Source organism: Seonamhaeicola sp. NFXS20, assembly GCF_049132085.1.
In the GTDB taxonomy this organism is placed as follows: domain Bacteria; phylum Bacteroidota; class Bacteroidia; order Flavobacteriales; family Flavobacteriaceae; genus Seonamhaeicola.
On sequence record NZ_JAFMPU010000001.1, the window covers coordinates 629123 to 642047 of the forward strand.

The 12925-nt window shown below is 34.2% G+C and carries 10 protein-coding genes; 9 read left to right on the forward strand and 1 reads right to left on the reverse strand.

Features of this window, described 5'->3' with window-relative positions; genetic code table 11:
- Positions 1-80: 80 nt before the first annotated feature.
- A complete protein-coding gene (locus J1D01_RS02765) occupies positions 81-2885 on the reverse strand; it encodes a TonB-dependent receptor (RefSeq protein WP_421149737.1) in 2805 nt (934 codons plus the stop codon).
- 196 nt (positions 2886-3081) lie between these two features.
- Between J1D01_RS02765 and J1D01_RS02770 the strand changes: the two genes are divergently transcribed.
- From J1D01_RS02770 to argC, 9 genes are all read left to right on the forward strand, one after another.
- Positions 3082-4113 carry a helix-turn-helix domain-containing protein gene (locus tag J1D01_RS02770; RefSeq protein ID WP_421149738.1) on the forward strand — a complete coding sequence of 344 codons (1032 nt, stop codon included), beginning with the start codon at positions 3082-3084 and terminating at the stop codon, positions 4111-4113.
- A gap of 166 nt (positions 4114-4279) precedes the next feature.
- On the forward strand, positions 4280-5446 hold the full coding sequence (locus J1D01_RS02775) for an MFS transporter (RefSeq protein WP_421149739.1): 1167 nt from the start codon (positions 4280-4282) through the stop codon (positions 5444-5446).
- 6 nt (positions 5447-5452) lie between these two features.
- Positions 5453-6601 carry a Gfo/Idh/MocA family protein gene (locus tag J1D01_RS02780; RefSeq protein WP_421149740.1) on the forward strand — a complete coding sequence of 383 codons (1149 nt, stop codon included), beginning with the start codon at positions 5453-5455 and terminating at the stop codon, positions 6599-6601.
- Between the two features lie 125 nt (positions 6602-6726).
- Positions 6727-7779, forward strand: a complete 1053-nt coding sequence (locus J1D01_RS02785) for a sugar phosphate isomerase/epimerase family protein (RefSeq protein WP_421149741.1) — start codon at positions 6727-6729, stop codon at positions 7777-7779.
- A 9-nt stretch (positions 7780-7788) separates the two neighbouring features.
- Entirely contained in the window at positions 7789-8550 is a 762-nt protein-coding gene (locus tag J1D01_RS02790) for a 3-keto-disaccharide hydrolase (protein WP_372935212.1), read from the forward strand.
- A gap of 11 nt (positions 8551-8561) precedes the next feature.
- Positions 8562-9539, forward strand: coding sequence for a ThuA domain-containing protein (locus J1D01_RS02795; RefSeq protein WP_421149742.1), 978 nt, complete (start codon positions 8562-8564; stop codon positions 9537-9539).
- A 514-nt stretch (positions 9540-10053) separates the two neighbouring features.
- A complete protein-coding gene (locus tag J1D01_RS02800; protein ID WP_372935208.1) occupies positions 10054-10641 on the forward strand; it encodes a GNAT family N-acetyltransferase in 588 nt (195 codons plus the stop codon).
- A 9-nt stretch (positions 10642-10650) separates the two neighbouring features.
- Entirely contained in the window at positions 10651-11826 is a 1176-nt protein-coding gene (locus J1D01_RS02805; protein ID WP_421149743.1) for an argininosuccinate synthase, read from the forward strand.
- A gap of 76 nt (positions 11827-11902) precedes the next feature.
- Positions 11903-12886 carry an N-acetyl-gamma-glutamyl-phosphate reductase gene (gene argC, locus J1D01_RS02810; RefSeq protein WP_372935204.1) on the forward strand — a complete coding sequence of 328 codons (984 nt, stop codon included), beginning with the start codon at positions 11903-11905 and terminating at the stop codon, positions 12884-12886.
- Positions 12887-12925 lie beyond the last annotated feature (39 nt).

Sequence of the window (12925 nt, forward strand, 5' to 3'; positions counted from 1 at the left end):
TAATAAAATTAGTTAGTGGGAAAAAACACCTGTAAACGTTATTTGTTTCAGGTGTTTTTGTTTTATTAAGTTAGACTTATTTAAAAAACATAATTTAGTTGAAGCATTGTAGCACGAGGTAAAATAGGTACTACTACAAAACTGGTGTCTGGGTTTGCTTCAATATATTCTTTAGTAACGCCGTTGGCATTAGCTCCAAAGGTGTTTGCGCCAAAAAAGTTAGCCAATCCTTCCGAATTAAAAATGTTGCTTGCTAGTAAATTGGCCGATAAATTCTTGTTTATTTTATAACCAATACCAGCGTTAAACGTACTGTAAGGATCTAACTGAAATGCATTGGCAACATTACCTTCGCGTTTACCCATGTATTGCCATTTTATAAAAGACGAGAATTTGTTTTTGTTAAATTCGGCCGATAAATTAAACATTAATTTAGGGTTAAAAGCAAGTTGATTTCCAGAGTAATCAGTTGTATTATCATCGCCTATGTCTACAGTTCCTGCGGCATCATAAACAGTCCATTTGCTAGCTTTCGGGTTTTGTAAAACACCATTAAAACGAAATGCTAAAACGTCAATTGGCGAATAAACACTTTCCCATTCTAATCCAATAGTTCTTGATGTATTGTTTTGTATTGGTGTGTAAAAAATGCTTCCGTTATCGCTATCAAATTCAAAATTTGTGCTTCCAATATTTTTCAATTCACTCCAAAATAAAGTAGTTGTAAACGAGAAATCTTTCAAGCTTGTTTTCAGTCCAAGTTCTATTTGGGTGATATCTTGAATTTCACCTTCAGCATTTACTGGTACATTAGAAAAGTTATTGAAATAATAATTTAACTCCGGTGCTTTATGTCCTTTTGAAAAACGTCCAAACAAGGCAGCATCTTCATTTAATTTATAATTAAATCCGCCAGAATACGATAAATAATTATAAGTGAAATTGAAGGCGTTACGCTCGCCTGTTGGTTGTAAAATATTATTATCGTAAGCTGTAGTTTCGTCGCCGTCTAAACCACCGGTTGCTGTATATGGTTCAAACATGTCGTTGCTTCCTTTGTGTTTTATGCTTTCAAAGCGTAATCCTAAATCTAAAAGTAGCTTGTTAGAAATTTTCCATTGGTCGTTAGCAAAAACAGCGATTTGACTAATATCGGCTCTACTATTTGTGAAAAATAAACCGCCATAATTGCTAACGCCATATTCATCGGATAAGGCAATAACCGGATCTCCAGGATTCTCTAAAGTAACTTGTAGCATTCTTGGGTTGTTTTCGTAAGTTGAAAACGCAAAACTACCTTGAGTAAATACCGACGTGTCTGAAAAACCAGAAGCCAAGCCAAAGTTTAAATCGTGATAGCTAAATTCTTTTCTAAAATTAAGCTGTTGCATAATTTCGTTAGCATCGTTGTCTTTATACCATGTTGAGGTTCCCATAACAGCATCGTTTGGTAAGGAGCCGTTAATATATTGCGAACCTGTTCCAGCAAAAATGCCGCTGTTATTAATGGTTGCTAATTCGTTTCCAGTGTTGGCGTCTTTAAAAACAATTTGTCCAACAGGAAAAGGATTGCCATTACTTACCAAATAATACACCGTAGGATCGCTAATTGATACAAAAGCATTACTAATGGATGTTTGCCAATTAGCATCTTTAAAAGAGAACTTAATATTGTTTTTAACCGACCAATTATTGCCTAAATCTTGCAGAAAATCGAAGTCAACGGCTAAATCTTTAGCATGGGCACCTTGAGATGGGTCGAAACTATTGGTGCTGGTTAAATTACGGCCGTCTGGAATATTGGCGTTAAACTCGGGCATCATTAAAGCAGTATTATTAAAATCGAAACCAAAAGCAGGTGTTGGGTCGTTCCAATTTATAGCCGCAACGCCATTATATCGGTTGGTTTTATCGTTTAAATATTTTCCGTAAAGTTTAAAATAGCCTAGAGAATTTTCTTTTAAAAGACTAAATTTAAATTGTCCGCCTTTGCTAAACGTAAAATCGGTATTTCTGGCGCCTTCGTTATGTCGGTAATGACCACCAGCGGTAAAAAACCAATTATCACCAAAGCCGCTAGTTATAAAGGCATCGGTTCTATAAATAGGGTTTCCGTCTCCTTGAATTCCAGTTTGTGCTTGTATTTCACCCGATAAGGTTTCAGTGTGTTTTTTCGATATAAAGTTGTAAATACCTCCAGGAGCATTCATAGCGGTAATAGATGCGCTGCCACCTCGCAAAGCTTCTACTTTTTGTGTTGTAATATCTGTTCTGTGAAACAAATCAGATCCATAATACGAGTGTTGCACTAAACTAACAGGCAAACCATCTTCTTGAAGAGAAACATAATACCAGCCTAAATCGTCTTCGGCTGCAGCCGAAATACCTCTAGTGTAAACTCTGGTAAATACTTCACCTGCTGAAGCATCAGTGAAAGTTCCTGGTATGTTTTGTAGTATATAAGCAGTGCCCTGTGGGGTAATTTGTTTTAATTGTTTGGTGTTTAGAGTGCTTACAGATGTGCTGGTTTCAATTTGAGTTTTTGGGGTAAAGTTCCCTGTAACAATCACGGTATGTAAGTCTAGTAAATCGGTAACTAATGTATAATTTTTAGTATTGTTGTTTTGTACAATTACTATAGGTTCTTTAATAGTTTTATAACCCAAATGAGAAATGGTTATTGTGTAATTTCCTGTGGGGATATTTTTAATAATAAAACTACCATTTTCGTTTGAAGTAGCATGAAGATTTGAATTTAAAAATATAGTAGCTCCTTCAAGAATTCTGTTAGTATCGTCTTTTATGGTTCCGCTTAAAGTAGCCTGTGCAAATGCAAAAAAAGTGTTAATCATTAAAGCAATAACACATAATGATGATTTAGTCATGATTATAAGGGTGAATAGTTTAGTTATGAAGTTTCAAATTTATAAAATATAATCTTCGTTTTTTGTTTAGATTTTTACACTGAAAATATTTATACACATTTGTTTTTGTTTCTTTTAATAAATTGTGTTGAAATGTTAATGTTTTGTTGGATTTTAAAGAAATACCTATTTTGCAACAAATGTTTAAAATATTTCAGTGAACATCAAAGCGCAATCTATACAAACCTATGAAGCAGATGGTATTGTTTATCATGCCGACACTTGTTTGCCTTTAATTGATGCTGCTAAAAGAAAGAAAGTAACGTTAAAGGCGTTATCACGATTAAGTTATCCTGGTGATAAACTAGACGATAACACTATAGGTTTAAACAGTGTTGGTTATTGGGATGCTAATAAACCACAAGATTGGGGTTTAGATTGGCATAGAAATGAAGGTGTTGAATTTCATTTTCTAGAATCTGGAACAATGCCTTATGCTCAAGAAAATAAAGAGGTTATTTTAGAACCTAACTATTTAACTATTACTAGACCTTGGGAGGCGCATAAAGTTGGAAACCCCAATATAGGCATGGGTAAATTTTATTGGGTAATTATAGATTTAGGTGTTCGTCGCCCACATCAAGAATGGGTTTGGCCAGATTGGATTACGCTAACGCCATCAGATTTAACAAGGTTAACTACTATTTTAAGACAAAACAAGAAATCTATTGTAAAAGCCAATTCTGGTATAAGAGATTGCTTTTTACGTATTAACAAAGCCATTAATAACGATGTTAATGGTAGTAGTGCTTCAAGACTAAGGTTGTTAATAAATCATTTGTTAATTCTCCTTTTAGATTTATTAAATACGGATGATATTGTGCTAGACGAATCGCTAACCGATAGCTCTAGGAGTGTTAAGTATTTTTTACAAGAATTAGATAAAAATTTATCTGAAAACTGGACTATAGAGCTTATGGCGCAATCAGCAGGTGTTGGAATAACAAGGTTTACATATCTGTGTAAACAATTAACAAACCTAACACCTATGCGTTATTTAGCCATAAAGCGTTTAAGTTTATCTAAAGAACTTTTAATAGAAAGACCAGAATTAAGTATTGCGGAAATCTCATATATGTGTGGCTTTGCAACCAGTCAGTATTTTGCTACTGTGTTTAAAAAATACGAAAAGTGTTCTCCTAATGAATATCGTTTAAAACATACTGTAAGTAGAGTAGAACTCACGTAAGTGTTTTGTTTGTATAAATTATTTCATTGAATAAAAACACACAGTTTTTTGTTTCTAATTACATAATTTCACGAGTATATCTAAATACTAGAGTATAATTTTATAGTACCACCACACTATGTTACTTAGGTATTTGGGTTTTTATTACTAACTAAACCAAATAGAGATGAAAATTATTAACAAAAACAGGTTGTTTTTAGCAAGTTGTCTTGCTTTAATAACCACAGCCATGACGTTTGCTATTCGAGCCAGATTAGAAACTGTTTTTGGACCCGATGGAGTAGGGCTAACCTTAGAACAGATTGGTTATGCCTTTGCACCCGCTTTTTTTGGATTTACTATAGCTATGATTATAGGTGGGCCATTGGTTGATTTATTAGGAATTAAAAAAATAACGTGGATGGCATTTCTAACCCATCTTGTTGGAATTGTACTAACGCTTTTAGCAGATTCTATGACCTCGTTATTTATTGCTACCCTTTTTATTGGCATAGGAAACGGCTTTGTAGAAGCAGCTTTAAATCCTATGGTAGCCTCTATGTATCCCAAAGAAAAAACAAAAATGCTTAATAGATTTCATGTTTGGTTTCCTGGAGGAATTGTTATTGGTGCTATTTTAGGCTGGCTAGTAATGGATGTTTTAAATCTTAGTTGGCAAATTATGGTGGCAACCTTATTTATTCCTACCGTGCTCTATGGTGTTTTGTTTTTCGGACAAAGCATACCTGTTACTGAGCGTGTTCAGTTAGGTATTAGCAATAAAAAAATGTTTTCAAGTGTAGTAAAGCCCTTGTTTTTATTTATGGTAGCTTGTATGTTTTTAACAGCAGCATCAGAACTAGGTACTACGCAACGTATAGAATCTCTACTAAAAGAATCTGTAGCAGCACCTTTGTTAGTACTAGCATTTATTAATGGTATTATGGCGTTAGGTAGAATGTTTGCAGGACAAGTAGTGCATAAATTAAAACCATCCGGAATGTTATTATACTCAGCCATTTTTACATTTATAGGTTTATGGTTGCTTACAATTACAAGTGGAGGAATGACCTTTGTTGCGGCTGCTGTTTTTGCAATTGGAGTTGCATTTTTTTGGCCAACCATGATAAGTTTTGTTGCCGAATATTTACCAGAAACTGGCGCATTGGGGCTCTCAATTATGGGTGGTGCAGGTATGTTTTCGGTGTCGTTAGTATTACCTATTATGGGAAATTTAATGGATAATGCAAGTGCAGCTCAAGCTTTAAGAACAATGTCTATTTTACCAGCAATTTTAATTGTGGTATTCTTTGGGTTAAATATTTATATGAATAAAAGAAAACTAAAAGCATAATTTAAAATGAATAGAAAATTAAGAATGGGAATGATTGGCGGTGGAGCAGGCTCATTTATTGGCGATGTGCACCGAAAAGCCGCTGGAATTGATGGTATGATTGAATTGGTATGTGGTGCATTTAGCAGCACACCAGACAAATCAATTGCTTCTGGTAAAGCATTGTTTCTTCCAGAGCATAGATGCTATGGTTCTTTTGAAGAGATGATTTTAAAGGAAAAAGAATTGCCTGAAGGCGAGCGAATGGACTTTGTGTCTATTGTAACGCCAAACCACATGCACTTTCCGCCAGCAAAAATGGCTTTAGAACATGATTTTCATGTGGTAAGCGATAAACCAATGACACTTACTTTAGATGAAGCCATTGAACTAGAAAAAATAGTAGAAAAAACAGGAAAGCTTTTTGCTTTAACACATAATTACACCGGGCATCCTATGGTGAAGCAAGCCAAGGCCTTGGTAGATCATGGTGATATTGGTAGTATTAGAAAAGTACAAGTGCAGTATTTACAAGGTTGGCTGTCTACTGCTGTTGAAAAAACAGGGCAAAAACAAGCGGCATGGAGAGTAGATCCCAAACGTTCTGGTATTGGTGGTGCGTTGGGAGATATTGGTACACATGCCGAAAATTTAGTGGAATATATTACCGGACTTAAAATTGATGAATTAGCTGCCGATTTAGGTGTTTTTGGTGAAGGAAGAACTTTAGACGATGATGGCAATGTATTACTACGAATGGAAAATGGCGCAAAAGGTACCATGTCGTTTTCACAAATTGCTTTGGGTGAAGAAAATAATTTAGCTATTAAAGTGTATGGAGATAAAGGAAGTTTGGAATGGCATCAAGAAAACCCAAACCAATTAATTACACATTGGTTAGATAAACCTGTAAAAGTATATACACCAAATGGTAATGATTTGTATGAAGAGGCTTTGAATGTTTCACGAATTCCTGCTGGACATCCAGAAGGGTATTTAGAAGCTTTTGCAACCATCTATAAAAATTTTGCAATACATTTAATGGCGGTTTTAAAAGGAGAAACCATTGATAAACCAGATTATCCAACTGTTAAAGATGGTTTGCGAGGGATGCAATTTATTTATGCATCGGTTGAAAGTGATAAGAATAATGCAGCTTGGACAAAAATAAATTAATATTAAAACAATAGTTGGCAGACATTGCGTTAGGGATTGAACGGTATGTTGGAGCTCCTCTTTAGAGAGCGATTAGTGAAAGCCCGACCTTTAGGTAACGCCAAAATTATAAAACAATAAAGCACATGAAAACAATAAAAGGACCTGCTGTTTTTTTAGCGCAATTTGCAGGAAGTGAAGCACCGTTTAATAGTTTAGAAGGGATGTGTAAATGGGCATCAGATTTAGGGTATAAAGGCATTCAAATACCAACTTGGGAGACAGGCTTAATTGATATTGAAAAGGCTGCCGAAAGTGAAATTTATTGCGATGAGTTAAAAGGTAAAGTGAATTCGTATGGGTTAGAAATCACCGAATTATCTACCCATTTACAAGGGCAGTTAGTTGCTGTAAATCCCGCTTACGACACTATGTTTGATGGTTTTGCACCAGAGCATGTGCGCGGAAACCCTAAAGCTAGAACCCAATGGGCTATAGATTTTGTAAAAAAATGTGGTACTGTAAGTGGACGATTAGGTTTAAAATCGCATGCGTCATTTTCAGGTGCCTTAATGTGGCATACCGTTTATCCTTGGCCACAGAGACCTAACGGATTAGTAGAAATGGGCTTTAAAGAATTAGCTAACCGATGGTTGCCTATTTTAAATCATTTTGATGAACATGGTGTAGATGTGTGTTACGAAATTCACCCTGGTGAAGATTTACATGATGGTATTTCGTATGAGCGTTTTTTAGAAGCCACAGGAAATCATAGTCGTGCTAATTTATTGTATGATCCCAGTCATTTTGTGTTACAACAACTAGATTATTTATCATTTATAGATATTTATCACGAACGTATTAGAGCGTTTCACGTAAAGGATGCCGAATTTAATCCAACTGGAAGACAAGGTGTTTACGGGGGGTATGCCGATTGGAAAGACCGCGCAGGACGCTTTAGAAGTTTAGGAGACGGACAAGTAGATTTTAAAGCTATATTTTCCAAATTAACTAAATACGGCCTTGATTTATGGGCGGTTATGGAGTGGGAATGTTGTATAAAATCGTCTGAACAAGGCGCTAGAGAAGGCGCTCCGTTTATAAAGAAACATATTATTGAGGCTGCAGAACGTAGTTTTGATGATTTTGCTGGTGGTGATATTGATGAGGATTATTTAAAAAGTGTTTTAGGAATTTAAGTGATTTATATGAAACGTTCGCTGCTTGTTGTATGGTGTTTTTTAGGATTTTTAGCACATGGGTTTTGTCAAGTTGATGCTTTAGAGCCTACAAAGCCAAAACAAACAGAAGTTTGGGAACCTAAACCAAAGGTTGTAAATGTAGATGAAGCTACAGGAATTCCATCGGATGCTATTGTACTTTTTAATGGTGAACATTTTAATGAGTGGGTGTCATCAAAAGATTCATCGGCAGTACAATGGGTTTTGAAAGCTGATAAAAGCATGACAGTAAAAGATAAAGCAGGTGATATACAAACCAAACGTAATTTTGGAGATATTCAATTACATATAGAATGGAAATCACCCAAAGATATTCGGGGTAATGGGCAACATAGAGGTAACAGTGGCATTTTTCTTCAAAATAGATATGAAGTGCAAGTGCTAGATAATAATGATAACGATACTTATGTAAACGGACAGGTGGGTTCTATTTACAAACAAGCTATTCCGTTAGCAAAGGCATCGGCTAAAACAGGAGCATGGAACACTTACGATATTATTTATCATGCGCCAGAGTTTGATGAAAAAGGAAATAAAACAAAATCTGGCACAATAACTGTGTTACACAACGGGGTACTTATTCAAGATCATGCAGAAATAAAAGGAACAACCGAATTTATTGGTTGGCCTAAAAATAAACCACATGGAAAAGCCTCTATAAAACTTCAAGACCACAGAGATAATAGTGGTGTGAGTTATAGAAATATTTGGGTAAGAGAATTAAATTAAGAAATACAAAAATGATAAAAAAAGTTGTTTTTACATTGTTTGCGGTATGGTTTTTTACAAATATGTATAGCGCGAATGAGGGGAAAGGAAAAATTAAGGTTCTAATTGTAGATGGGCAGAATAACCATAATGTTTGGCCAAAATCTACGATTATGATAAAGCAATATTTAGAAGAAACAGGTTTGTTTCAGGTCGATATTGCAAGGACTAAATACTTGTACAACAGTAAGCGATTTTCCGACTGGTTAGAGTTGGCTGGTGTAAAGGAAGGGGTTGAAGGTAAGCCTAAAACCGATCCGGATTTTTGTCCTAAATTTAGTCAGTATGATGTTGTTATTTCAAATTTTGGATATAATGCAGCCCCTTGGCCAGAAAAAACACAAAAAAAGTTTGAAAAATACATACGTAAAGGTGGTGGTTTTGTGAGTGTGCATGCTGCCGATAATAGTTTTCCAGAATGGCAAGCTTACAACCAAATGATTGGTATTGGTGGCTGGGGCGGAAGAACCGAAAAACACGGACCATATTTATACATAGATAAAAACAATAAGCCTAAAAAAGATTATACCGAAGGTAAAGGAGGTAGACATGGTAAGCGCGAAGATTTTGTAGTAACTAATTATAACAATTCTCATGCTATTACGCAGGGTTTACCAAAAAAATGGATGCATGCCAATGATGAGTGTTATGCATTTTTACGCGGACCTGCAGAAAATGTTACTATTTTATCTACTGCGGTATCAACGCTTAAAAAACCAGAACTAGAGCAAAAAGAACCTGTTGTTATGACTATAGATTATGGAAAAGGCAGAGTGTTTCATACAACCTTAGGGCATGATGTAGAAGCCTTTGAATGTGTTGGGTTTATTACATTACTAAAACGTGGTACAGAATGGGCTGCAACTGGAAATGTAACACAAAAAACTGTTCCTGCAGATTTTCCAACTGAAACTCAAAAATCTACAAGATATTTTGAGTTGAAAAAATAAAACTTGATTACTTCTTGAGAAGATTAAAGTTTCTTAAAATTTGTGTGGTGAATACTTTATGAGTTTTCTATTGAATTGTAGGAGTATTGGCTTAATTTCAATAAAATTTAAAATAAAAACGAGGTTGAGTTAAGAATTTATTAATTCATTTTTAAGTTAATTTAAAACCTGTTTATTTTTCAATTATTTAGTTGTGTAATTCATAATTAGTTGTAATTTTGCTGCTTATATTAACGAAAGGGGCTCACGCCGACGATTTAGAGTTAATAGTTAAGATAGTTATTCAGTGAAAACAGGAAACAACATATCTCTTATCTCTTTTGTTCTAGTAAACACTACTAGAACTGTTGTTGTGCGTTTTCCTCAACCACGCCCCTAGGGGCTATTCAGTTTAAGAAAGCATCCGCTGCTTTCAATTTTCGTTATTATTTAGAATAAAAAAGTACAAAGCTTAAAGGCTTAATTAAATGCTTAGAGTTTAATTAGTTCTTAAGTGTTTAATAATTATTGAAAAATGAATTCAATATTGAATATAGATAAAAATATTGTGGTTGAGGAAGCTAAATCCTATTGTGATTTACAAGGTTTAGAAGTTGTTTTTACTTATGAGATTTCAAAAACTAATTTGCAGATAATCTCAGAAAGAACAAAAAATCTTCCTGCAATGTATCATGCCAGTGTAGGTATGTTACAAGATCGTTTAAAAAATGGTTGTTACCTTATAATGAAAGATGGTGAGATCTATGGTCACATTTTTGCACATAGGCATACCATTGATAAATATTCGGTTTTTGAGCGCTCGTCTTTGTGGGTGCATAAAGCTTACAGAAATCATAATTTAGGCCTACTTTTAATGGATTGCTTAACCAAAAAGTTTTCTAAAGAATTTCTTATTTCAATAGCTCAAGATGCCACCGTGCACCACAATAATGAGTTATTAGGTATGCAGTTTATTACACTAAAAGATTTGTCACCAGTTTTAATTGAAACCTTAGAAAAACTAGGTAAGCTAAGAGATGAATACAAATATAAATATTACGTTAATCCATATTTTGAATCTAAAATAAATCAATTTAATAAGATTCTTAAAAATAAAATTTAATTAATTACAATGAAAAAGTTAGTTATAGCCTACAGTGGCGGCTTAGATACATCATATTGTGCTGTAAGTTTATCAAAAGAATATGAAGTACATGCAGTAAGTGTAAATACAGGTGGATTTACTCAAGCAGAAATAGATCATATAGAAAGTAATGCCTATAAAATGGGGGTTACCACTTACAAAAACATTAATGCAATAGCAACATTTTACAAAAAAGTAGTGAAGTATTTAATTTTTGGTAACGTATTAAAAAATAATACCTATCCGTTATCAGTTAGTGCAGAACGTATTATTCAAGCTATTGAAATTGTAGAATACGCTAAAAGTATAGGTGCAGAATATATTGCTCATGGAAGTACAGGTGCAGGAAATGATCAAGTAAGGTTTGATATGATTTTTCAAACTTTAGCGCCAAATATTAAAATTATAACCCCCATTAGAGACGAGCAATTAACCAGACAGCAAGAAATTGACTATTTAAAAGAAAATGGTATTGATATGTCTTGGGAAAAAGCAAAATATTCCATTAATAAAGGACTTTGGGGTACTAGTGTTGGTGGTGCCGAAACCTTAACTTCAGAAAAACCATTGCCAGATGAAGCATATCCGTCGCAATTAAAACACGCAGAGGAAGAAAAAGTTAAACTTACATTTAATAAAGGTGAGTTGGTTGCTGTAAACGGTGTAGAAAACAACCCAGAAGTTAATATTGAAGTGTTAAACAATTTAGCATCGGCTTATGCTATTGGTAGAGATATTCATGTAGGCGATACTATTGTGGGTATTAAAGGTCGTGTAGGGTTTGAAGCGGCAGCAGCCTTAATTACTATTAAAGCGCACCATTTATTAGAAAAACACACCTTAACCAAATGGCAATTACAGCATAAGGAATACATAGCAAGTTTTTATGGTATGCATTTGCATGAAGGGCAATATTTAGATCCTGTAATGAGAGATATGGAAGCCTTTTTACAAAGCAGTCAAGAAAAAGTAACTGGAGATGTAACTGTAACATTAAAACCATACCACTTTGATTTAGATGGTATTAGCTCTGAGCACGATTTAATGAGTGCTAAATTTGGTAGTTATGGTGAAGAAAACAAAGTGTGGACAGCAGATGATGCTAAAGGGTTTATTAAAATTCTTGGAAATCAAAACAAAATATATCAACAGGTAAATAGTTAGTTATTGGTTATTAGTTGAAGGTTAGATTTTTAACCAAAAACTTACACCAATTGCAGATAGCTAAAAGCTATATAAAATGAAAAAAATACAAGTTGGAATTATTGGTGGCGCTGGTTATACTGCTGGCGAATTAATAAGATTATTAATTAACCACCCTGAAGCCGAAATAAATTTTGTTTACAGTACAAGTAATGCTGGTAATCAAATAAGTAAAGTACATCAAGATTTAGTAGGTACGTTAAATAAAACCTTTACAGATACTGTAAACCCTAATGTAGATGTGTTGTTTTTATGTTTGGGGCATGGTAATTCGGTTAAATTTTTATCGGCTAACAAATTTTCTGATAACACAAAAATTATTGATTTAGGAAATGATTTTAGGTTGGAAGCCGATAAAGTTTTTGAAGGTAAAACTTTTGTTTATGGGTTACCAGAATTACAAAAAGAAGCCATTAAAAGTGCTAATTATATTGCTAACCCAGGTTGTTTTGCTACAAGCATTCAGTTAGGGTTGTTGCCTTTGGCCAATGCAGGTTTGTTACATAAAGATGTGCATATTAATGCGGTTACAGGTGCTACAGGTGCAGGAACTTCATTGTCTGCTACTACACACTATACATGGAGAGATAACAACTTTTCGTATTACAAACCGTTTACGCATCAGCATTTAGGAGAAATTAACCAGTCGGTAAAACAATTACAAAATAGTTTCAATTCAGATATTTTATTTATGCCAAACAGGGGTAATTTCTCTAGAGGTATTTTTGCAACTATTTATACTGATTTTGAAGCTACTATTGAGGAAGCCAAAACTATTTATAAAGAGTTTTATAAAGATGCTGCTTTTACTTTTGTAAGCGATGATTTTTTACACCTTAAACAGGTAGTAAATACCAATAAATGTTTAGTGCATTTACATATACACGAAGGTAAATTGCTAATAACCAGTATTATTGATAATTTATTAAAAGGTGCATCGGGGCAAGCGGTTCAGAATATGAATTTAATGTTTGGCTTAGAAGAAACCACAGGTTTAGAATTAAAAGCAACATATTTTTAGAGAAACAGTGGTGCGTTAGCGATTGATGCGGCATCCTTT

What these genes read in the sequence shown, in the direction of transcription:
- J1D01_RS02765 (WP_421149737.1), bottom strand. Translation starts at nt 2,885, where the DNA reads ATGACTAAATCATCATTATGTGTTATTGCTTTAATGATTAACACTTTT.
- J1D01_RS02775 (WP_421149739.1), top strand. Translation starts at nt 4,280, where the DNA reads ATGAAAATTATTAACAAAAACAGGTTGTTTTTAGCAAGTTGTCTTGCT.
- J1D01_RS02780 (WP_421149740.1), top strand. Translation starts at nt 5,453, where the DNA reads ATGAATAGAAAATTAAGAATGGGAATGATTGGCGGTGGAGCAGGCTCA.
- J1D01_RS02785 (WP_421149741.1), top strand. Translation starts at nt 6,727, where the DNA reads ATGAAAACAATAAAAGGACCTGCTGTTTTTTTAGCGCAATTTGCAGGA.
- J1D01_RS02790 (WP_372935212.1), top strand. Translation starts at nt 7,789, where the DNA reads ATGAAACGTTCGCTGCTTGTTGTATGGTGTTTTTTAGGATTTTTAGCA.
- J1D01_RS02795 (WP_421149742.1), top strand. Translation starts at nt 8,562, where the DNA reads ATGATAAAAAAAGTTGTTTTTACATTGTTTGCGGTATGGTTTTTTACA.
- J1D01_RS02800 (WP_372935208.1), top strand. Translation starts at nt 10,054, where the DNA reads ATGAATTCAATATTGAATATAGATAAAAATATTGTGGTTGAGGAAGCT.
- J1D01_RS02805 (WP_421149743.1), top strand. Translation starts at nt 10,651, where the DNA reads ATGAAAAAGTTAGTTATAGCCTACAGTGGCGGCTTAGATACATCATAT.
- argC (WP_372935204.1), top strand. Translation starts at nt 11,903, where the DNA reads ATGAAAAAAATACAAGTTGGAATTATTGGTGGCGCTGGTTATACTGCT.